The sequence below is a fragment of the Piscinibacter defluvii genome, assembly GCF_004011805.1.
GTDB classification, from domain to species: Bacteria; Pseudomonadota; Gammaproteobacteria; order Burkholderiales; family Burkholderiaceae_C; genus Piscinibacter; species Piscinibacter defluvii.
This window is the reverse complement of the sequence record NZ_RCHJ01000006.1, coordinates 370,646-391,973: the sequence shown is the minus strand read 5'-3', so window position 1 is coordinate 391,973 and position 21,328 is coordinate 370,646. Positions and strand designations below refer to the sequence as shown.

At 72.2% G+C, this 21,328-nt stretch carries 21 protein-coding genes; 16 read left to right on the top strand and 5 right to left on the bottom strand.

The genetic code is table 11. From position 1 onward, the window contains the following. Positions 1 to 100: 100 nt before the first annotated feature. The 3 genes from D9C15_RS19490 to D9C15_RS19480 form a co-directional block, all read right to left on the bottom strand. A complete protein-coding gene (locus D9C15_RS19490) occupies positions 101 to 991 on the bottom strand; it encodes an EpsD family peptidyl-prolyl cis-trans isomerase (RefSeq protein WP_128000116.1) in 891 nt (296 codons plus the stop codon). A gap of 318 nt (positions 992 to 1,309) precedes the next feature. Beyond that, complete coding sequence (locus tag D9C15_RS19485; RefSeq protein WP_240668470.1) at positions 1,310 to 2,056, bottom strand: lantibiotic dehydratase family protein; 747 nt, start codon at positions 2,054 to 2,056, stop codon at positions 1,310 to 1,312. 31 nt (positions 2,057 to 2,087) lie between these two features. After that, on the bottom strand, positions 2,088 to 3,527 hold the full coding sequence (locus D9C15_RS19480; RefSeq protein WP_128000140.1) for an aminotransferase-like domain-containing protein: 1,440 nt from the start codon (positions 3,525 to 3,527) through the stop codon (positions 2,088 to 2,090). Between the two features lie 103 nt (positions 3,528 to 3,630). On the opposite strand from D9C15_RS19480, the gene D9C15_RS19475 reads away from it, so the two are divergent. From D9C15_RS19475 to D9C15_RS19430, 10 genes are all read left to right on the top strand, one after another. Continuing rightward, on the top strand, positions 3,631 to 4,551 hold the full coding sequence (locus D9C15_RS19475) for a DMT family transporter (RefSeq protein ID WP_128000115.1): 921 nt from the start codon (positions 3,631 to 3,633) through the stop codon (positions 4,549 to 4,551). After that, a complete protein-coding gene (locus D9C15_RS19470) occupies positions 4,548 to 5,714 on the top strand; it encodes an aminotransferase-like domain-containing protein (protein ID WP_128000114.1) in 1,167 nt (388 codons plus the stop codon). Before D9C15_RS19475 ends, D9C15_RS19470 begins: the two co-directional genes overlap by 4 nt. Continuing rightward, the gene (locus D9C15_RS19465) at positions 5,711 to 6,547 is read left to right on the top strand and encodes a PhzF family protein (protein ID WP_128000113.1); all 837 of its coding nucleotides are present in this window, start codon (positions 5,711 to 5,713) and stop codon (positions 6,545 to 6,547) included. Before D9C15_RS19470 ends, D9C15_RS19465 begins: the two co-directional genes overlap by 4 nt. Beyond that, positions 6,547 to 7,194, top strand: a complete 648-nt coding sequence (locus tag D9C15_RS19460) for a VOC family protein (protein ID WP_128000112.1) — start codon at positions 6,547 to 6,549, stop codon at positions 7,192 to 7,194. Before D9C15_RS19465 ends, D9C15_RS19460 begins: the two co-directional genes overlap by 1 nt. Before the next feature lie 2 nt (positions 7,195 to 7,196). Continuing rightward, a complete protein-coding gene (locus D9C15_RS19455; protein WP_205854844.1) occupies positions 7,197 to 8,150 on the top strand; it encodes a threonine dehydratase in 954 nt (317 codons plus the stop codon). 145 nt (positions 8,151 to 8,295) lie between these two features. Beyond that, positions 8,296 to 8,805, top strand: coding sequence for a GNAT family N-acetyltransferase (locus D9C15_RS19450; protein ID WP_128000110.1), 510 nt, complete (start codon positions 8,296 to 8,298; stop codon positions 8,803 to 8,805). A gap of 13 nt (positions 8,806 to 8,818) precedes the next feature. Then, on the top strand, positions 8,819 to 9,625 hold the full coding sequence (locus D9C15_RS19445; protein ID WP_128000109.1) for an HpcH/HpaI aldolase family protein: 807 nt from the start codon (positions 8,819 to 8,821) through the stop codon (positions 9,623 to 9,625). Continuing rightward, the gene (locus D9C15_RS19440; RefSeq protein WP_128000108.1) at positions 9,625 to 10,485 is read left to right on the top strand and encodes an aldose 1-epimerase; all 861 of its coding nucleotides are present in this window, start codon (positions 9,625 to 9,627) and stop codon (positions 10,483 to 10,485) included. Before D9C15_RS19445 ends, D9C15_RS19440 begins: the two co-directional genes overlap by 1 nt. A 2-nt stretch (positions 10,486 to 10,487) precedes the next feature. Further along, positions 10,488 to 11,396, top strand: a complete 909-nt coding sequence (locus tag D9C15_RS19435) for an SMP-30/gluconolactonase/LRE family protein (protein ID WP_128000107.1) — start codon at positions 10,488 to 10,490, stop codon at positions 11,394 to 11,396. A 119-nt stretch (positions 11,397 to 11,515) separates the two neighbouring features. Further along, complete coding sequence (locus D9C15_RS19430; protein ID WP_128000106.1) at positions 11,516 to 14,062, top strand: beta strand repeat-containing protein; 2,547 nt, start codon at positions 11,516 to 11,518, stop codon at positions 14,060 to 14,062. Between the two features lie 18 nt (positions 14,063 to 14,080). Here the strand turns inward: D9C15_RS19430 and D9C15_RS19425 are convergent, their stop codons facing one another. After that, the gene (locus D9C15_RS19425; RefSeq protein WP_205854843.1) at positions 14,081 to 14,686 is read right to left on the bottom strand and encodes a redoxin domain-containing protein; all 606 of its coding nucleotides are present in this window, start codon (positions 14,684 to 14,686) and stop codon (positions 14,081 to 14,083) included. A gap of 33 nt (positions 14,687 to 14,719) precedes the next feature. Continuing rightward, a complete protein-coding gene (locus D9C15_RS19420) occupies positions 14,720 to 16,822 on the bottom strand; it encodes a protein-disulfide reductase DsbD family protein (RefSeq protein WP_128000104.1) in 2,103 nt (700 codons plus the stop codon). Between the two features lie 184 nt (positions 16,823 to 17,006). Between D9C15_RS19420 and D9C15_RS19415 the strand changes: the two genes are divergently transcribed. Genes D9C15_RS19415 through atpA form a run of 6 tightly spaced genes read left to right on the top strand, consistent with a single transcriptional unit; the run spans position 17,007 to position 21,324 of the window. Continuing rightward, complete coding sequence (locus D9C15_RS19415) at positions 17,007 to 17,498, top strand: ATP synthase subunit I (protein ID WP_128000103.1); 492 nt, start codon at positions 17,007 to 17,009, stop codon at positions 17,496 to 17,498. A gap of 24 nt (positions 17,499 to 17,522) precedes the next feature. Next, entirely contained in the window at positions 17,523 to 18,374 is an 852-nt protein-coding gene (gene atpB / locus D9C15_RS19410; protein ID WP_128000102.1) for a F0F1 ATP synthase subunit A, read from the top strand. A gap of 54 nt (positions 18,375 to 18,428) precedes the next feature. After that, a complete protein-coding gene (gene atpE / locus D9C15_RS19405) occupies positions 18,429 to 18,692 on the top strand; it encodes a F0F1 ATP synthase subunit C (protein ID WP_112189215.1) in 264 nt (87 codons plus the stop codon). A 44-nt stretch (positions 18,693 to 18,736) separates the two neighbouring features. Then, positions 18,737 to 19,207, top strand: coding sequence for a F0F1 ATP synthase subunit B (locus D9C15_RS19400; RefSeq protein ID WP_128000101.1), 471 nt, complete (start codon positions 18,737 to 18,739; stop codon positions 19,205 to 19,207). Positions 19,208 to 19,209: 2 nt separating this feature from the next. Further along, positions 19,210 to 19,743: a F0F1 ATP synthase subunit delta gene (locus tag D9C15_RS19395; protein ID WP_128000100.1), complete on the top strand. Its 534-nt coding sequence runs from the start codon at positions 19,210 to 19,212 to the stop codon at positions 19,741 to 19,743. A gap of 27 nt (positions 19,744 to 19,770) precedes the next feature. Further along, positions 19,771 to 21,324, top strand: a complete 1,554-nt coding sequence (gene atpA, locus D9C15_RS19390; protein WP_128000099.1) for a F0F1 ATP synthase subunit alpha — start codon at positions 19,771 to 19,773, stop codon at positions 21,322 to 21,324. Positions 21,325 to 21,328 lie beyond the last annotated feature (4 nt).

The following is a 21,328-nucleotide window of genomic DNA, read 5'->3' as shown; positions in this document are numbered from 1 at the left end:
GCCGCGGCCGGCTCGGCCGGCGCGGCGGCGCGGGCGGCCGCGCCAGCGCCGAGCAGCAGCACGAGCGCGGCGCGGCGCGACGGGCGGCGCGCGGACAGGCTCATTTGGCGGCGCCGCCGACGGCCGGCGTGGCCTCGGCGAAGCTGCCGACGTAGTCGATGCGCGCGCCGTCGCGCAGGGCCTTGACCTCCTGCTCGGCGATGCGGCGGCGCCGGTCGTTGACGAGGTACTGCTCGATCGCCGGGCGCGCGGCCTCCTCGCTGAGCGGGTCGGTGCGCACGCCGGTGACCATCAGCACGCGCAGCCCGCCGGGCTGCGGCAGCAGCAGCGACTGGCCCTCGCGCAGTTCGGCCAGGCGCGGCAGCAGCTCCATCGGCAGCGCGCCGGCGCCCTGGGTCGACTGGCGTGCCGTGTAGGGCAGCGTGCTGGCCTGCAGGGCCGTGGCCAGCTCCTGCGGGCTGCGGGCGGCGGCCAGCCGGTCGCGCCAGGGCTCGATGGCGGCCGGCGGGGCTTCGAGCGCCACGTCGTGCAGCGTGAAGACGCGGCGCTGCGCGAACAGCGCCGGGTGCTCGCGGTAGTAGGCCTGCACCTCCTGCGGCGAAGGCCGGGCCGCGGCGTCGCCGACCTTCTGCAGGTAGGCCTGCACGATGATGTCGCGCCGCGCCGCCTCGAGCGCCTGCTGCACCACCGGATCGCGCTCGACCTTCAGCTCGCGCGCCTTCTGCAGCGCGAGCTCCTGGTCGATCAGCTGCTCGAGGATCGCGCGGCCCATGCCGGGCGCGTTGTCCGCCGTCACGCCGGGCCGGCGCTGCAGCAGGAAGTTGACCTGGTGGACCGAGATCTCCTCGCGGTTGACCTTGGCGGCGGTCTGCGTGGCGCGCTCGTCGCCGCCGCTGCAGGCCACGGCCAGCGGCAGGACCAGCAGCGTCAGCCAGGCGCGGGCACCGGGCGCGGCGGCGCGGGCGGGCGAGATGTCGGAGGGCAGGACCATCGGCAACGGCCTCGTGGCGGGACGGGACGCGGCCTGCGCCGCACCGACCCGTGGATCGACAACACCGGTGCCTCCTCCATGCCCTCCTGGCGTCACGCCTTCACCGGAACCAGCGCTGCGTCGACGGACCGTGGGGTGTTGTCTGCGACCCTTCTGCCGTGCGACGAGCGAGGTCGAGACTACAGGCGCGGCGTGAACGATTCACGCTACGACGGCGCACAAGGTGTTGTGTTGCGTAAGGGGAGGCAAGCGCGAACAAATCGTGGCGCGGTCCGGGCCGTGCACCGCGATGGCGCGCGTGGTCCGCTCAGGCGGCGCTCAGAACCAGGTGTCGCGCACCGCGTCCGGGTGCGAGCGGCTGACGATCAGGCCCGACTGCAGGTACAACGCATTGAGCAGCCGGGTGGCGCGTTCGCGGTCCAGGCCGGGCCAGTCGGCCAGGTCGCGCAGGGTGGCCGGCTGGCGCGCCAGGCGGGTGATGGCGGCCTGCAGCGCGCCGCTGATGGGGATGGAGCGCAGGTCCAGCCCCGGCGCGACGCGGTAGACCGCCGGGCCGGCGATCTCCGGCAGCAGCTCGCGGCGCAGCCCGCGCATCGCCAGCTCCCACAGCAGCGGCCCGAGCGGGTGGTGCATGTGCTCGGCGCCGACCAGCGCCTGGTCCGGGTCACCCGGCGGGCGCAGCAGTGCCGGCTCGACGTGCATCACGCGCAATTCGAGCAGGTGCTTGCCGGCCAGTTCGTCCATCGCCAGCGGGCAGTGCACCAGGCGCTCCTGCGCGAACACGGTCAGCGGCACGACACGCGCGCCGCACTGCAGGTGGATGGTGACGCGCTTGCCGTGGCGCACGCAGGCGGCCAGCACCTCGACCACCTCGGACTCGTCGCCGTCCTGGCCGAAGCGCAGCAGGTCGGCCTGCAGCGAAGGGCTCAACTGCGAGATGCGCGTGCTGATGCGGTTGCCCGCCGTGTCGGCCTTCATCTGATCGAGGTAGCGCTGGTACGCGCTCACCCGCATCAGTTCGGGCTCGCCGAACGGGATGGTGGGCTCGAACATCTCGCTGTGCATGGCGGGATGGATTTTGCGCTGTTACGGCTGGTCACGAAAGACCGGACATCGTAGCCCGGGCCCGGACCAGCGCGCGCCAGAAGCGCGCCTCCTGCGTGGTGGCGAAGTTGATGCGCATGAGCGTGGTCGGCCGGTGCGTGGCATGGAACAGCGCGCCGGGCGCGATCAGCCAGCCGTCGTCCAGCAGCAGCTGCGACAGCCGTTCGGTGTCGACGCCGACGTCGACCCAGCCGAACAGCCCGCGCGGCTCGGCGGCGAGGCGGCAGTCGTGCGCCTGCACCAGGCGCACCGCGCGGTTGCGTGCGTCGTCGAGCTGGCGCTGCACGCGCTCGGCATGGCGGCGCAGCAGGCCCTGCTCGAGGCAGTGCGCCAGCGCCAGCTCGGTCATCGACGGCGTGGTCAGCGTCGACAGCAGCTTGGCGTCGACCAGCCGGTCCACCAGCGCGGGCGGCGCGGCCAGGTAGCCGACACGCCAGCTCGGCGTGAGGATCTTCGAGAAGCCACCCACGTAGACGGTGCGCTCGAGCGCGTCCAGCGCCGCCAGGCGCGGCAGGTGCGGCGGCGCGAAATGCGCGTAGGTGTCGTCCTCGACGATCACCAGGTCGTGCGCCTGCGCCAGCTGCAGCACCCGGTGCGCCGACTGCAGCGAGAGCGACGCGCCGGTCGGGTTGTGCAGCACCGAGACGGTGACGTACAGGCGCGGCCGTGCCCCCGGCGGCTGGGCCTCGATCAGGCGCTGCATCACCGCCAGGTCGGGCCCCTCGGGCCCGCGCGGCACCGGCAGCACGCGCAGGCCGAGCGCGGCCAGGCGCGCGTACTCGACCGACCAGCCCGGCTCGTCGACCAGCACGCTGTCGCCCGGCTTGGCCAGCGTGCGCGTGACGATGTCCAGCGCATGGGTCGCGCCCACGCTGGTGACGATCTGCTCCGGCGCGGCGCGCACGCCCAGGTCGGCCAGCCGGGTGGCGAGCGCGCGGCGCAGGCGCGCCTCGCCGGCCGGCTCGCCGTACTGCAGCGCGCCACGCCCGAGCGCGGCGCTGACCTTGCGCAGCGCGCTGCCGATCAGGCCGGCGTCCAGCCAGTCCACCGGCAGCGTGCCCAGGCCCGGCATCGGCTGCGCGCCGGGCGGCTGGAACATGCCGCGGATCAGCATGGTCGCGCTGACCGGCAGCGGCGTGCGGTGCAGCGGTGCCGGGGCCGGCCCGGCCGCCGCGCCGCGCGGCTCGCCACCGTCCTCGCCTCTGGGCCCGCGCACGAAGAAGCCGCGCTGCCGGCGCGCCTCCACCAGCCCCTGCGCGAGCAGCTGGTCGTACGCCGCCACCACCGTGGTCGGGCTCACCGCATGGCGGCGCGCACATTCGCGCACGGAGGGCAGGCGCGCGCCGGGCGCCAGCAGGCGCTGGCGGATGCGCTCGGCGAAGCGGGTCGCGAGTTGGTCGGTCAGGCTGCGGTCGGCGCCGCGCGAGAGCAGGGGCTCGGTCATCTGTGCTGATGCGAAAGGCAGTACAGTTTGGCGAATCTGTACCGGCAGTGTACTGGTTCTGTGCTGGTGGCGCGCCTAGACTGCCCCGACCATGCCGCACCACCCCCGTTCCGTCGACGAGACCCGTGGCCTCTGGCTCGGGCTGCTGGGCGTCGCGATCTTCGCGCTGACGCTGCCGATGACGCGCCTGGCCGTCGGCCCGGCCGACGACCCGCAGCTGCCGCCGCTGTTCGTCACCGCCGGCCGCGCCGCGGTGGCCGGGCTGCTGGCGCTGCTGTACCTGCTCGCCACTCGCGCGCCGCGGCCGCGCGCCGGGCAGCTGCCGACCTTCTTCGCCTCGGCGCTCGGCACGGTGGTCGGCTTCCCGCTCTTCATCGGCCTGGCGCTGCGCCACGTGGATGCGATGCATGCCGCCGTGGTCACCGGGCTGATGCCGCTGGCCACCGCGGTGGCGGCGGCGCTGCACTTCCGCCAGCGCCCGTCGGCCGGTTTCTGGGCCTGCGCCGGCGCGGGCTGCGCGCTGGTGGTGGCCTTCGCGCTGCTGCAAAGCGGCGGTGCGCTGACCGCGGCCGATGCGCTGCTGCTCGGCGCGGTGGCCTGCACCGCGCTCGGTTATGTCTCGGGCGCGCGCCTGGCCACGCAGATGCCGGCCGAGCAGGTGATCTGCTGGGTGCTGGTGCTGAGCCTGCCGCTCACGCTGCCGGTGGCGCTGCACGCCTGGCCGGACGCGCCGGTGCGCGCCTCGGCCTGGGCCGGCTTCGCCTACGTGGCACTGTTCTCGATGTGGCTGGGCTTCTTCGCCTGGTACCGCGGCCTGGCGCTGGGCGGCGCGGTGCGCGTCAGCCAGGTGCAGTTGGTGCAGCCCTTTCTCTCGCTGCTGGCGGCGGTGCCGCTGCTGGGCGAGACGCTCGACCCGCTGACCGTCACCTTCGCGCTGGCCGTGGTGGCGACGGTGCTGGTGGGCAAGAAGATGCCGGTGGCGGTGCGGCCGGCGACAAGGACCATGCCATGAGCTTCACCCTCGCGCGCCGTGCGGCGCGCATGAACCCCTCGGTGATCCGCGAGATCCTCAAGGTCACCGAGCGCCCCGGCATCCTCTCGCTGGCCGGCGGCCTGCCGGCGCCGGAGAGCTTCCCGGTCGAGGCGATGCGCGCGGCCAGCGAGCGCGTGCTGCGCGACACGCCACGCGAGGCGCTGCAGTACGCCGCCAGCGAAGGCTATGCGCCGCTGCGCGAGTGGGTCGCGGCGCAGCTGAACGAACAGGGCCTGGCGGCCGCGCCCGGGCAGGTGCTGATCACCACCGGCTCGCAGCAGGGCCTGGACCTGGTGGCCAAGCTGCTGCTCGATGCGGGAAGCGGCGTGGCCGTCGAGGCGCCCACCTACCTCGGCGCACTGCAGGCCTTCGCGCCCTACGAGCCCGAGACGATCAGCCTGCCGTGCGACGACGACGGCCCGCGCGTCGACGCGCTGGCGCAGGCGCGCGGCGCGCGTTTCCTCTACCTGCTGCCGAACTTCCAGAACCCGAGCGGGCGCTGCATGAGCGCGGCGCGCCGCGTGGCGGTGGCCGACGCGGCCGCGGCGATGGGCCTGCCGATCGTCGAGGACAACCCCTACGGCGACCTGTGGTTCGACAGCCCGCCGCCCGCGCCGCTGGCGGCCCGGCATCCGCTCAACACGATCTACCTCGGCTCGTTCTCCAAGGTGCTGGCGCCGGGGCTGCGCCTGGGCTACGTGGTGGCGCCCACGGAGGTCTTCCCCAAGCTGCTGCAGGCCAAGCAGGCCGCCGACCTGCACACCCCCGGCTTCAACCAGCGCGTGGTGCACGAGGTGATCCGCGACGGCTTCCTGCGCGAGCATGTGCCGACCATCCGCGCGCGCTACCGCGCGCGGCGCGACGCGATGGCCGCGGCGCTGGCGCGCCACCTCCCGCCCGGCTGCCGCTGGCAGGCGCCGCGCGGCGGCATGTTCTTCTGGGTCGAGCTGCCCGAGGGCATCGACGCGGCGGCGCTGCTGCCGCACGCGGTCGAACGCGGCATGGCCTTCGTGCCGGGCGCGCCCTTCTTTGCCGAACGACCGCAGGCGAATACGCTGCGGCTGAGCTTCGTCACCGTGGCGCCGGAGCAGATCGAGCGCGGCGTCGAGCTGCTGGCGCAGGCGCTGAAGGAAACCACATGAGCCTTCATCGGTACCACGAAATCGACGTCTTCACCGCGACGCCGCTGAAGGGCAACCCGCTCGCGGTGGTGCACGAGGCCGACGGCCTGGACGACGCGACGCTGCAGGCCTTCGCGCGCTGGACCAACTTCAGCGAGACCACCTTCCTGCTGCCGCCCACCGAGCCGCAGGCCGACTACCGGGTGCGCATCTTCACGCCCGACCGCGAGCTGCCGTTCGCCGGCCACCCCACGCTCGGCAGCTGCCACGCCTGGCTGGCCGCGGGCGGCCGCCCGAAGTCGGCCGACGCGGTGGTGCAGCAATGCGGCGTGGGCCTGGTGCGGGTGCGGCGCGACGGCACGCGGCTCGCGTTCGCTGCGCCGAAGCTGCTGCGCGGCGGCGCCGTCGATGCGGCCACGCTGGCCTCGATCGCGCGCAGCCTGCGCATTCCGGCCGATGCGATCCGCGCCGCCCAGTGGGTCGACAACGGCCCGGGCTGGGTGGCGGTGCTGCTCGGCTCGCGCGACGAACTGCTCGCGCTGAAGCCGGACTTCGCGGCGCTCGAGCCGGCCGACATCGGCGTGGTCGCGCCCTGTCCGCCGGGGCACGACGCGCAGTTCGAGGTGCGCGCCTTTATCCGCGGCGTCGGGCCGACCGAGGACCCGGTCACCGGCAGCCTGAACGCGAGCCTGGGCCAGTGGCTGATCGGCGCCGGCCTGGCGCCCGAGCGCTACTTGGCCGCGCAGGGCACCGCGCTGGGCCGCGCCGGGCGGGTGCACGTCGAGCGCGTCGACGGTCAGGTCTGGGTTGGTGGCGACTGCGTCGAGGTCGTGGCCGGGCAGGTTGCCCTGTGATGCTAGGCCTCGACCACCTGGTGGTCGGTGCGGCCTCGCTCGCACAGGGCGTGGCGTGGTGCGAGGCGACGCTCGGCGTCACGCCCGCACCCGGCGGCGCGCACCCGCTGATGGGCACGCACAACCGCCTGCTGCGCATCGACGGGCACGGCTTCCCGCGCGCCTACCTCGAGATCATCGCCATCGACGCGGCCGCGCCACCACCCGGCCGGGTGCGCTGGTTCGACCTCGACGATGCCGCGCTGCAGGCGCGTCTGGCGCGCGGCCCGGCGCTGATCCACTGGGTGGCGCGGGTGGACGACCTCGACGCGGCCTGCGCCGCCTGGCGCGCCGGCGGCATCGACCGCGGCGAGATGCTGGCCGCCAGCCGCGGCACGCTGCGCTGGCGCATCGCGGTGCGGCCCGACGGCGCGCGCCTCGCGCAGGGCCAGTGGCCGACGCTGATCGAATGGGGCGACGCCCATCCCTGCGACAGCCTGCCGGCCAGCCCGGTGGTGCTGCGCGAGCTCACCGTCCGCGCGCTGCCGGCGCCGCTGCGCGAGGCGCTGCCCGACGGCATCGCCGTGGCGCCGGAGCCCGGCGCGCCGCTCGAGGCCGTGCTCGCCACGCCGCTCGGCGAATGCCGCCTGACCCTGCCCGGAGACTGACCATGTTCACCCGCGACGACCTCGAGGCCGCCCGCGCGCTGGTGCGCCCGCATGTGCCGCCGACGCCGCAGCACCGCTGGCCGCAGCTGGAGGCGCGCCTGGGTGCCCCCGTGTGGCTCAAGCACGAGAACCACGGCCCGGTCGGTGCCTTCAAGCTGCGTGGCGGCCTGGTCTACTTCGATGCGCTGCTGCGGCGCGAACCGGGGCTGCGCGAGGTGCTCAGCGCGACACGCGGCAATCACGGACAGTCGGTCGCCTTCGCCGCCGCGCGCCACGGCCTGCGCGCCACCATCGTCGTGCCGCACGGCAACTCGCTGGAGAAGAACGCGGCGATGCGCGCGCTCGGCGCCGAACTCGTCGAACACGGCGAGGACTTCCAGGCCGCGCGCGAACACGCGCAGGCGCTGGCCGCACAGCGCGGCGCGCACATGGTGCCCTCGTTCCACCCCGACCTCGTGCGCGGGGTCGCGACCTACTGGATGGAGTTCTTCGAGGCCGCGCAGCCCGAGGTGGTGTACGTGCCGATCGGCCTGGGCTCGGGCATCTGCGCCTGCGCCGCGGCGCGCGCGGCCACCGGCGCGGGCAGCCGCATCGTCGGCGTGGTGTCGGCGCATGCGCCGGCCTACCTGCATTCCTTCGAGGCCGGGCGGCCGGTGGAGGCGCCGGTGAGCACGGTGCTGGCCGACGGCATGGCCTGCCGCGTGCCCGAGCCGGCCGCGCTCGCGATCATCCGGCGCGAGGTCGACCAGATCGTCGCCGTGACCGACGACGAGGTGGCCGCGGCGATGCGGCTGCTGTTCGCCGCGACGCACAACGTCGCCGAGGGCGCCGGTGCCGCGGCGCTGGCCGCCGCGCTGCAGCAGCGCACGCGCCGCGCGGCGCGCAGCATCGGCCTGGCGCTGACCGGGGGCAACGTCGACAGCGAGGTGTTCGCGCGCGTGCTGGCGGGGGGCTGAGCCCGGACGCATGGGTGTCCCTGCGGACACCCGTGCGCCTGGCGAAGGACCGCGCGCATGCCGGCGCGCGGGCTGGGGCGAGCCCGGTTGGGGCCGGCTCGGGTTATCGTCGGGTTCCCGCCACCGCTCCCGACAAGCCGAGCGCATGATCGGCCCCGACATCCGCCTGGTGCGCCCCGAACAGCCCGCCGAACTCGACGCGGCGCGCGAGATCTTCCGCGAGTACGCTGCCTCGCTGGGCGTGGACCTGTGCTTCCAGAACTTCGAGGACGAGTTGCGCAGCCTGCCCGGCGACTATGCCGAGCCGCAGGGCTGCCTGCTGCTGGCGCTGGTGGACGGCGCGCTGGCCGGCTGCGGTGCGTTCCGCCCGCTGCCCGACGTGGACCATGCCAACGCCTGCGAGATGAAGCGCCTGTACGTGCGCCCGGCGTTCCGCCGCTTCGGCCTGGGCCGCCTGCTCGCGCAGACGCTGATGGACGAGGCGCGGCGCTGCGGCTACTCGGTGATCCTGCTCGACACGCTGGACGACATGGAGGCCGCGCGCGAACTCTACGCCTCGCTCGGCTTCGAGGAAACGGCGCCCTACTACTACAACCCGATCCCGGGCGCGCACTACCTGCTGGCCCGGCTGGACGACACGCCGAGCCGCTACTGATGGAGACACGACGATGAACCCGTTCAAGCAGATGCTCAAGGCCGCCGGCGCACACCCGCCGGTGGGGACCTGGATCTCCTCGGCCAGCCCGGTCGTCGCCGAGGCGGTGGGCCACGCCGGCTTCGACTGGGCCGTGGTCGACATGGAACATTCGCCCACCGACACGATGGAGGTGCTGCACATGCTGCAGGCGCTGTGCGCCACCAAGATGGTGCCGGCGGTGCGTGTGCCCTGGAACGACCCGGTGGTGGTCAAGCGCATCCTCGACGCCGGGGCGACGACGCTGATGGTCCCCTTCGTGCAGAACGCCGACGAGGCGGCCCGCGCGGTGGCCGCCACGCGGTACCCGCCCGAGGGCATCCGCGGCCTGGCCGGCGCGAGCCGCGCCTCGCGTTACGGCACGCAGGCCAACTACTTCGCGCAGGCCAACAAGCAGGTCGGCGTGATCGTGCAGCTCGAGACGGTCGCCGCGGTCGAGCGGCTGGAGCAGATCGCCGCCGTGCCCGGCGTCGATGCGCTGTTCGTCGGGCCGGCCGACCTGTCGGCCTCGCTCGGCGTGATCGGCCAGTTCACGCACCCGAAGGTGATGGAGCTGCTCGGCAGCGCGGCCGAGCGCGCCAAGGCCGCGGGCACGCCGATCGGCACCATCGGCGACAGCCCGGAGGTGGCGGCGCAGTACCGCGCCGCGGGCTTCGACTTCATCGCCATCGGCTCCGACGTGAGCCTGCTGATGCGCGCCGCACGTTCGGTGATCGGCGCGCTGCGCACGCCCGGCAGCGAACACGTGCACTCCATCTCCTCCGGCACCCAGGGCTATTGATGAGCGCCAGCACCCGCGACAGCTTCGAACTCCATGCCGGCGCGCTGCGACTGGCCCTGCGCCCGGGCCTGGGCGGCAGCATCGCCGGCCTGTGGCACCACGGCATGCCGGTGCTGCGCAGCGCGGAGCCGGCGGCGCTCGCCTCGCCGCGCGAGGGCGGCAGCTTCCCGCTGGTGCCCTACTCCAACCGGCTCGGCTACCGGCGTTTCCGCTGGAAGGGCAGGGACTACACCACCGAGCCCAACTTCGAGGGCAGCCCGCATTCGCTGCATGGCGTGGGCTGGCTGCGGCCGTGGGAGATCGTCTCCTCCAGCGCGCTCGAGGTGGTGCTCGCCCTGCGCCACGCGCCGGATGCCGACTGGCCCTTCGCCTTCGAGGCGCGCCAGTACCTGACGCTCGCGCCGCAGTCGCTGCATGTCGAGATGGTGGTGACGAACCTGGCCGAGGTCGTGGCGCCGGTCGGGCTGGGCTGGCACCCGTACTTCCCCAAGCGGGCGCGCAGCCGGCTGCACATCGAGGTCGACGGACGCTGGGACAAGGACGACGCGATGCTGCCGGTGCGCAAGGTGGCACAGCCGGGCATCGACGGCGACGTCGCCCACCTCGACTTCGACCACGCCTTCGACGGCTGGCGCGGCGCCGCGCGCATCCGCGACGAGCGCTTCTCGCTGCAGCTCACCTCCTCGCTCGACCGGCTGGTGGTCTACACGCCGCAGGACAAGGACTACTTCTGCGTCGAGCCGGTCAGCCATGTCAACAACGCCATCCACATGGCCGACCCGCTGGCGCATGGCCTGCGCGCGCTGGCGCCGGGCGAGAGCACGAGCGCCTGGATGCAGCTCGACGTGACGGTGATCTGACGATGCGAGACGCGGACCCGGACCTGTTCGTCGCCGTCGCGCACGCCTGCCTGCTGGGCGAATCGCCGTTCTGGCACCCGCGCGAGCGCGCGCTGTACTGGTGCGACATCCCGGGCCACCGGCTGCAGCGCTTCGAACCGGCCGGCGGCGCGCTGGCGCACTGGGACTTCGACACCGACGTGGCGAGCTGCGCACCGCAGCTCGACGGCCGGCTGCTGCTGGCGATGCGCGACGGGTTGTGGCGCTTCGATCCCGCCAGCGGCGAGCGCCGGCTGGCCGCGAAGCCGCCGTACGACCCGGCGAAGGAGCGCTTCAACGACGGCAAGTGCGACCCGCAGGGCCGCTTCTGGGTCGGCACGATCTACGAGCCGCGCGACGCGGCCGCCGCGACGCTGCACTGCCTGACGCGCGAGGGCCTGAAGCGCAAGGCCGGCGGCGTGACGGTGGCCAACGGCCTGGCCTGGAGCCCGGACGGCGCGACGATGTACTGGACCGACACCAAGGCCCACACCATCTACGCCTTCGACTTCGAGCCGCATGCCGGCGAGCTGAGCCGGCAGCGAGTGTTCGCGCAGTTTGCGCCGCGGGCCGAGGGCCAGCCGCTGGACGACTACGGCGGCCGGCCCGACGGCGCGGCGGTCGACACCGAGGGCTGCTACTGGGTCGCGATGTTCGAGGGCCAGCGCGTGTTGCGCCTGTCGCCGGCCGGCGAGGTGCTGCGCGAGGTGCTGCTGCCGGTGCGCTGCGCGACCATGCCCTGCTTCGGCGGCGACGACCTGAAGACGCTCTACATCACCACCGCGCGCGAGAAGCGCCCGGCCGCGGAGCTGGCCGCGCAGGCGCTGGCCGGCTGCGTGCTCGGCCTGCGCGTGGACGTGCCGGGGCTGCCGGTGAACGTCGTCCACGTCTAGCCCCTGCTCGCAGGGTGGGTGATGTGCCGAGCCGGCACCCGCGGCCGGGCCAGTAGAGTTCCGCCGCTTCCCACAACGATCGGCATGCCGGCCACGGCGGCCGGCACAAGAGGACCTGCATGCGCCGAAACCTGCTCGCCGCCAACGGCACCCCGGCGGCCGACTCGCTGCTGGGCAGTGCCGGCAACGACACCCTGAACGGCCTGGCCGGCGACGACACCTTGTCGGGTGGCTCCGGCGACGACTCGCTGGTCGGCGGCGCCGGCAACGATTCGCTGGTGGGCGGGAGCGGGGTGGACACCCTGGTCGGCGGCAGCGGCAACGATGTGTACGTGGTGCATTCGGCGGCCGACCTGATCGTCGAGACCAGCACCCTGACTACCGAGTTCGATTCGGTGATCAGCTTTGCGAGCCTCACGCTCGGTGCCAACCTCGAGCGGCTGGTGCTCGGCGGCAGCCAGGCGCTCGCCGGCACGGGCAATGCCCTGGCCAACCGGATCGACGGCAATGGCGCGGCCAACCTGCTGTCCGGCGCGGCGGGCAACGACACGCTGGCCGGCGGCGCCGGCAACGACACGCTGGTGGGTGGCTCCGGGGCCGATTCGATGGCGGGCGGCGCGGGCGATGACGTCTACGTCGTCACCGCCGCTGCCGACCTGGTGGTCGAGACCAGCAGCCTCGCCACCGAGATCGACCGCGTCGAGAGCCTCGTCAACCATGTGCTGGGATCCAACGTCGAGCAGCTCGTGCTGCTCGGCAATGCAGCGCTGCGCGGCACCGGCAACACGCTGGCCAACCTGATCACCGGCAACGCGGGTCCGAATCGCCTGGCCGGCGGGGCCGGCAACGACACCCTGCTGGGCGGTGCCGACAACGACGTCCTGAACGGCGGCAGCGGCAGCGACTCGCTGGTCGGTGGCGCCGGCTTCGACCTCTACCAGGTGAGCAGCCTCACGGACGTGATCGTCGAGACCGATGCCGATCCGCTGCAGATCGACACGATCGAGGCCTCCGTGAGCTGGGCCCTGGGCGCCAACCAGGAATGGCTGTTCCTGGTCGGGACGGCCGGCCTGTCCGGCACCGGCAACACGCTGGCCAACCAGATCCTGGGCAATACCGGGGCCAACCGCCTCGTGGGCGGCGCCGGCAACGACACGCTGGACGGCCATGTCGGCGCCGACACCCTGATCGGCGGCGCCGGCGACGACCGCTACGTGATCGACTCGACGCTCGACGTGGTGAGCGAGTCCGGCGGCTCGGGAGTCGACACGGTCGTGGTGGCCGGCGACGTGCGCAACTACCAGCTCGGCGCCGGCATCGAGAACCAGGAGTTCCGCATCACCGGGCTGGGCTTTCGGTTCAACGTCACCGGCAATGCGCTGGACAACCGGCTCCAGGGCGGCTGGCAGGGCGGCACGATCGATGGCGGGGCCGGCAGCGACACGTTGCTCGGAAGTGCGTACGACGACGTCTTCATCGTCGACGCCGCCGGCGACGTGGTGACCGATTCGAGCGCGGCCGACCGCGACCAGGTGCTGGCCTCGGTGTCCTGGACGCTGGCGGACAAGCTGGAGCGGCTGTCGCTGGGCGGTGCCGCGTCGCTGCAGGCCCTCGACGGCACCGGCAACGCGCAGGACAACCAGCTGATCGGCACCGGCGCGGCCAACCGGCTCTCGGGCCTCGACGGCAACGACTACCTGCAAGGCTGGGGCGGCGATGACAGCCTGCTCGGCGGCGCGGGCAATGACTCGCTGCAAGGCGACGCCGGCAGCGACACCCTGGTCGGCGGCGCAGGGGACGACTACTACGTGCTCGCGTCCCCCGGCGACCTGGTGGTCGAACTCGTCGGCGGGGGCGTCGACCAGATCCGCGTGGTCGAGAGCTACACCCTGCCGGACAACGTCGAGCAGGGGGTGCTGGGGGTCGAAGAGACGGATGCGTCGCTCACCGGCAACGCCCTCGACAACTGGCTGATCGGCGATCTCGGCGGCAACCTGCTGCTCGTGGGCCTGCTGGGCAACGACACGATCGAAGGTGGCTTCGGTAGCGACACCCTCGATGGTGGCGCGGGTGCCGACATGCTGGCCGGCGGCGACGGCAGCGACCGCCTCGCCGGCGGAAACGGCCACGACAGCCTGCGCGGCAGCTACGGCAACGACACGCTGGACGGCGGCGCCGGCGACGACTCGCTGCGGGGTGAAGAAGGCAGCAACACGCTGACCGGCGGTGCGGGCGCGGACCGGTTCCTGATCGGGCTGGGCGCAGCCAGCGTGACCGACTACCTGGCCGGCACCGATCGCCTGCTCGTGCAGGCGGCCTGGCCGGGATTGCAGATCGGCAACGACGACCTGCAGGTCGACGGAGCGGTCGACTGCGCCGGCTCCGGCGGCTGGACACAGGCGCACGAGATCGTCGTCTTCACCACCGACCTGGCGGCGCTGACCGCCGCCGCCGCCGCCGCGCTGGCCGGATCGCAGGCCGGCGGCGCTGCGATCCTGTCGAGCGGCCAGCTGTTCGCCTTCGACGACGGCAGCAGCACCGCCGTGTACGTGTTCCGTACCAACTTCGACGAACTGGTCGAAGCGAGCGAGCTGACGCTGGTCGCGACCCTGAACGGCGTCGCGTCGACCCAGGCCGCGATCGACTACGCCTTCGGCCTCGGTTGACGCCGGCCGCTCGGGATCTCAGTCGGCGTACTTGATCGAGCAGCCGTAGGCCTGCGAAGCGGGCTTGCTGACCGGCTTGCCCGCGGCGAGCTCGGTCAGCGTCTGAGTGACGTAGTTGGTCGCGGTCTTGATGTCGGCCGGGTTGGCGCTCGGCTTGCTGTCGATCGCGCCGGCGTAGACCAGCGTGCCCTTCGGGTCGATCACGTACAGGTGCGGCGTGGTGCGGGCGCCGTAGGCCCGCCCGAGCGTGCCCTCGGTGTCCATCAGCGTCGCGGTGGCGGCGGCACCCTTGTCCTTCATCCAGCCGCCCATCGCGGCCGGGGCGAGGTAGTCGCTCGCCCCGGCGTGGGTCGAGTTGACCGCCAGCCAGACCACGCCCTGTGCCGCAGCGGCCTTCTGCGTGGCCTGCATGTTGGCGCTGTCGTAGTGCTTGCGCACGTACGGACAGCCGGGGTTGACCCACTCGAGCACGACGGTCTTGCCCTTGAAGTCGCCCAGCGCGACGGTCTTGCCGGCGGTGTCGGTGGCACTGAAGCTTGGCGCGGGCTGACCGAGGGTGGCGGCCGCCGAGGCGGCGGCACTGAAGGCGATCAGGGCAGCGGAGGCGAGGGCACGGGGCAGCATGGACAACTCCTGCGTCGTGGGGGGGAGACGGTGTCAGAGGCCGGCGAGCGCGTCGCGCACCTCGCGCACGCTCAGGATCTCCGAGAGCAGCCGCGGCGCGCCGCCGCCGGGGGCATACAGGGCGTAGACCGGCACGCCGTTGCGACCGAAGCCGGCCAGCGCGGCGGTGATGGCGGCGTCGCGCCGGGTCCAGTCGGCGCGCAGCAGCAGCACTTCGCGCGCCTCGAAATCCTGCATCACCGCCGCGTCGGCCAGCGTGGTGCGCTTGTTGTACTGGCAGGTCACGCACCAGGCGGCGGTGAAGTCGACGAACACCGGCCGGCCGGCCGCTAGCGCCTGCACGACACGTTCCTCGCTCCAGGGCTGCCACGCACCCTGCGCGCTGCCGGCCTTGGGCGAGGCGCCGGCCTCGAAGCTCGGCAGCATCCAGCCCAGCGCGCCGGCCAGCGCGAGCGCACCCAGCGCGCCGAAGCCGGCACGCGCCACGCGGCCGATGCCCGGCGTGCCCAGCGCCCAGGCGATGAAGGCCAGGGCCAGCAGCACGGCGAGCAACGCCGCGGCGCCGTCGATGCCGGTCTGCTGGCCGATCACCCAGACCAGCCAGATCACCGTGGCGAACATCGGGAAGGCCATCAGCACCTTGAAGCGCGCCATCCACGCACCCGGCCGCGGCAGCAGCCGGGCCAGCCCCGGGAACAGGCTGGCCGCCAGGTAGGGCAGCGCCATGCCCAGGCCGAGTGCCGCGAACACCGCGAGCGCCTGGCCGGCTGGCAGGGTGACCGCCAGGCCGAGCGACGCGCCCATGAACGGCGCGGTGCAGGGCGAGGCCACCGCCACCGCGAGCACGCCGGTCAGCAGCGCGTCGACCAGCGGGTGGCGCAGCTGCAGCGCCGCCACCCGGCTCGGCAGCACGCTGCCGAACTCGAACACGCCGGCCAGGTTCAGGCCGATCAGCGTGAACAGCGCCGCCAGCAGCGCCACCACCGCGGGCGACTGCAGCTGGAAGCCCCAGCCGAGCTGCTCGCCGCCGGCGCGCAGCGCGAGCAGCGCGCCGGCCAGCGCCAGGAAGGACAGCACCACGCCGGCCGTGTAGGCCAGTCCGCCGAGCGCCAGCAGGCGCCGGTCCTGCGCATGCGTGGTGAAGCCCAGCACCTTGAGCGAGAGCACCGGGAACACGCAGGGCATCAGGTTCAGCAGCGCGCCGCCGACGAGCGCGAACAGCAGCGCGGCGGCCTGGCCGAGCGGCGCCGCCGCGGGCGCAGGCGGTGCGGTCGCCGCGGCGGGCACCTCGCCGGGCAGCGGCGCGAGCGCCGGCCAGGGGCCGGCCACCGCGAACTCGATGCGCCCGCCCGCCGCCAGGTCCGGCGGCACGAGCACGGCGGCCATGCGCGCCGGGCTCTCGCTGCGTTGCGCCGACAGCGGCACCTGCACGCTCCAGCGGCCGTCCTTCCAGGCGGCGGCGGGTCGGGCGGCGTTGTCGACCACGCCCGCGGTCTCGGGGAAGAACACCAGCGGCTGGCCCTGCCAGCCGGCCGGCAGGCCGGCCACCTCGATCTGCAGCGCGCCATCCTTCACCGCGGCCTGTGCCTGCACCGCGGGCAGGGCCTGCGGGCGCGCCTTGAACGCGGCCTCGAAGCGCGCCGCGTGGCCGGCGGTGGCCGAGTGGGCCGGCAGCTCGAGCGAGAACTCGCCCGATTCGGGAATGCAGACGTCCTTGCACACCAGCCAGTCGGCGCGCAGCTGCACCTTCAGCGCGTCGGCCTGGAAGTTGGCCGGCAGCGTCAGCGGTACCGGCAGCAGCAGCCGGCCGTCGTAGCCGTAGTTGACCAGCGGGCCGATCGGCAGGCGCTGCGGCGTCGGCCAGTCGATCTCGCCGGCCTCGACATTGGGCGGCAGCGTCCACTGCAAGGTGGTGGGCAGGCCGGAATCGCCCGGGTTCTTCCAGTAGGTGTGCCAGTGCGGGGCGTGGTCGATCGCGAGGCCGAGCCACATCGGCTTGCCCGGTGCGAGGCCCTCGGGCGCGTGCGCCACCAGCTCGGCGCGGACCTGCTCGGTGCTGACGACGGCGCCGGCGGCGTGTGCCGACGCACTCGTGACGACGAGGAGCGCGGCGGTCAGGGCGCGGAAGAGGCTCATGCGGGGAGGGCGTGCGGGCTGCTGTGGTCGGCCGACGCAGCAGCATACAGAGTCGCGCCACGCCGCGTTGGTTCCACGTCAGGGTCGCAGGCCAAACTCCGTCACGGCCTGGGGGGTCGACGGAACAGCACGGGTTTCCTCGTATACTTCCGCGGCTTTGCTCCTGCCGGATTTGTGACGCGTCATGACCGACACCCTCGACCATGGCGACGTACGCGGCGCACGGCGTGACCACGCGCCGTGGGGCAACGATGAGGAGGAGGGCTTCCGGCGACTGACGCACGACGAGGCGCAGCGCCTGAGGGCCGGCATCCCGCAGGTCTCGCCCTGGCGGGTCGTCGCGGCGCAAGCCGTGGCGGGGCTGGTGTGTTGGGCCGTCATCTGGCTTGTCACTCGGTCCGGCGGGGCGGCGTGGTCGGCGTTGTACGGCGCGGCCGCGGTGGTGCTGCCGAGCGCCTTGCTGGCGCGCGGCATGACGCGAGGGACGCGTTCCCCGGTGGCGGCAGCCGCGGGGTTCATGTTCTGGGAGATGCTGAAGATCGGAGTGGCCGTCGCCATGCTGGTGATCGCTGCGAGAGTGGTGCCGGGTTTGAGCTGGCCCGCCTTGCTGATCACGATGGTGGTGTGCATGAAGGTGAACTGGGTGGCGCTCGCGTGGCGCGCCCGCGGACGTTAGAACTGAGACGAGAAGAGCAAGCACATGGCAGCAGAAGGCACCGCACACGCCCCGACCGCCGGCGAATACATCGTCCACCACCTGCATCACCTGCAGTCCGGCCACCAGAAGGCGGTGGTCGACTTCTCGGTCATCAACCTCGATTCGCTGTTCTTCTCGGTGCTGCTGGGCGTGCTGGGCTGCTGGCTGCTGTGGTCGGCGGCGCGCAAGGCCACCTCGGGCGTGCCGGGCCGCTTCCAGGCCGCCGTCGAGGTGCTGGTCGAGATGGTCGAGTCGCAGGCCAAGGGCATCGTGCACAACGCGCAAAGCCGCAAGCTGGTGGCGCCGCTCGCGCTGACGGTGTTCGTCTGGATCTTCCTGATGAACGCGATGGACCTGCTGCCGGTCGACCTGCTGCCCTGGCTGTGGCAGACCGCGCAGGGCGACCACAACGCCTACCTGCGCGTGGTGCCCACCGCCGACCTCTCGATCACGATGGCGCTGTCGCTCGGCGTGCTGATCACCTGCCTGGTCTACAACGTCAAGATCAAGGGCGCGGGCGGCTGGGTGCACGAGCTGTTCACCGCCCCGTTCGGCAGCCACCCGCTGCTGTACCCGGTCAACTTCCTGATGCAGATCATCGAGTTCGTCGCCAAGACGGTCTCGCACGGCATGCGTCTGTTCGGCAACATGTACGCGGGAGAGCTGATCTTCATGCTGATCGCGCTGATGGGCGGCGCCTGGGCGCTTTCGGCCACCGGCATCTTCCTGTTCCTCGGCCACATCATCGCCGGCACGGTGTGGGCCATCTTCCACATCCTGATCATCACGCTGCAGGCCTTCGTGTTCATGATGCTGGCGCTGGTCTACATCGGCCAGGCGCACGACGCCCACTGATCCCGCTTTCCGTTCCCTTCCTTTTTCCCCTGACTGACACAACTAGGAGCCACCATGGAAGTCATTAGCTTTGTTGCCCTCGCCGCCGGCCTGATCATCGGTCTGGGTGCGATCGGTGCCTGCATCGGCATCGGCATCATGGGCAGCAAGTACCTCGAGTCGGCCGCCCGCCAGCCCGAGCTGATGAACGAGCTGCAGACCAAGATGTTCCTGCTGGCCGGCCTGATCGACGCCGCATTCATCATCGGCACCGGTATCGCCCTGTGGTTCGCCACCGCCAACCCGTTCCTGGGCCAGATCGCCAACCTGCCGAAGTAATCGGGCGCCCGCCGCCCTCCCACTGACGACTCAGGGGCAAGCACGTGAGCATCAACGCTACGCTGATTGCGCAGTTGATCGTCTTCCTGATCCTGGTCTGGTTCACGATGAAGTTCGTGTGGCCGCCGATCACGAAGGCGCTCGACGAGCGCGCTCAGAAGATCGCCGACGGCCTGTCGGCCGCCGACAAGGCGAAGGCAGACCTCGCCCAGGCCAACAAGCGCGTCGAGGAACAGCTCGCCGCCGCGCGCAACGACGCCGCGCAGCGCCTGGCCGATGCCGAGCGCCTGGCGCAGCAGATGGTCGAGGAGGCCAAGTCCCGCGCGAGCGAGGAAGGCGCCAAGATCATCGCCGCCGCCAAGGCCGAGGCCGAGCAGGAGTCCGTCAAGGCCCGCGAGGCGCTGCGCGAGCAGGTGGCCGCGCTGGCCGTCAAGGGCGCCGAACAGATCCTGCGCAAGGAAGTGAACGCGTCCGTTCACGCCGAGCTGCTGGGTCGCCTGAAGGCGGAACTCTGACCATGGCCGAGCTGGCAACCATCGCACGGCCCTACGCCGAAGCGCTGTTCAAGGCCATCGCGCCGGCCGATGCGGCCGCCGTGTCCGAGCAGGTGGCGGCGATCGCCGAGGTCGCGGGCCACGAGCAGGTGCGGCAGTTCGCCGACAACCCGAAGGTCGCGCCCGAGCAGGTGTTCGACCTGATCGCCTCGGTGATCAAGGGCTTCCTCGGCGACGGCGCGAAGAACCTGCTGCGCACCGTGATCGACAACGGCCGCCTCGCGGCGCTGCCGGAGATCGCGCGCCAGTTCCATGCGCTGGTCAATGCCCGCTCGGGTGTCTCGGACGCCACGATCGAAAGCGCCTTCCCGATCGACGCAGCGCAGCTCCCCGAGGTGGTGGCCTCGCTGGAGAAGCGCTTCGGCCGCAAGCTCAATCCGAGCGTGGTGGTCGATGCGTCGCTGATCGGCGGCATCCGCGTGGTCGTCGGCGACGAGGTGCTCGACACCTCGGTCAAGGCCCGTCTCGAACAGATGAAAGTGGCGTTGACCGCCTGAGGCGGCCCCGTCGTCACGGAGATAGCAATGAACCTGAATCCCGCAGAGATCTCGGAACTGATCAAGAGCCGCATCGAAGGCCTGGGCGCCTCGGCGGACATCAAGAACCAGGGCACCGTCGTGTCGGTGACCGACGGCATCTGCCGCGTGCACGGCCTGTCGGACGTGATGGCCGGCGAAATGCTCGAGTTCCCCGCGACCAAGGACGGCCAGCCGACCTTCGGCCTGGCGTTGAACCTCGAGCGCGACTCGGTCGGCGCGGTGATTCTGGGCGAGTACGAGCACATCTCCGAAGGCGACACGGTCAAGTGCACCGGTCGCATCCTGGAAGTGCCGGTCGGCCCCGAGCTGATCGGTCGCGTCGTCAACGCGCTCGGCCAGCCGATCGACGGCAAGGGCCCGATCAACGCCAAGATGACCGACGTGATCGAGAAGGTCGCCCCGGGCGTGATCGCGCGCCAGTCGGTGTCGCAGCCGGTGCAGACCGGCCTGAAGTCGATCGACACGATGGTGCCGATCGGACGCGGCCAGCGCGAGCTGATCATCGGCGACCGCCAGACCGGCAAGACCGCGGTGGCGATCGACACGATCATCAACCAGAAGGGTCAGAACATGACCTGCGTCTACGTCGCGATCGGGCAGAAGGCCAGCTCGATCAAGAACGTGGTGCGCGCGCTCGAGCAGCACGGCGCGATGGACTACACCATCGTGGTCGCCGCCTCGGCCTCCGAATCGGCCGCGATGCAGTACGTGTCGGCCTACTCCGGCTGCACGATGGGCGAGTACTTCCGCGACCGCGGCCAGGACGCCCTGATCATCTACGACGACCTGTCCAAGCAGGCGGTCGCCTATCGCCAGGTGTCGCTGCTGCTGCGCCGCCCGCCGGGCCGCGAAGCCTTCCCCGGCGACGTGTTCTATCTCCACAGCCGCCTGCTCGAGCGCGCCGCGCGCGTGAACGCCGACTACGTCGAGGCCTTCACGAAGGGCGAGGTGAAGGGCAAGACCGGTTCGCTGACCGCGCTGCCGGTCATCGAGACGCAGGCCGGTGACGTGTCCGCGTTCGTGCCGACCAACGTGATCTCGATCACCGACGGCCAGATCTTCCTCGAGACCTCGCTGTTCAACTCGGGCATCCGTCCCGCCATCAACGCCGGCATCTCGGTGTCGCGTGTCGGCGGCGCCGCGCAGACCAAGCTGATCAAGGGCCTGTCGGGCGGTATCCGTACCGACCTCGCGCAGTACCGCGAACTGGCGGCCTTCGCCCAGTTCGCCTCCGACCTGGACGCGGCGACCCGCAAGCAGCTCGACCGCGGTGCGCGCGTCACGGAACTGCTGAAGCAGGCGCAGTACTCGCCGCTGCCGATCTCGCTGATGGCCGCCTCGGTGTACGCCGTCAACAAGGGCTACATGGACGACATCGACGTCAAGAAGGTGCTGGCGTTCGAACACGGCCTGCACCAGCACCTGAAGTCCAGCCATGCCGGCCTGCTGGGCAAGCTCGAGAACGACAAGGCGATGGACAAGGACGCCGAGGCCGAGCTGAACAACGCCATTGCCGCGTTCAAGAAGTCCTTCGCCTAAGGAG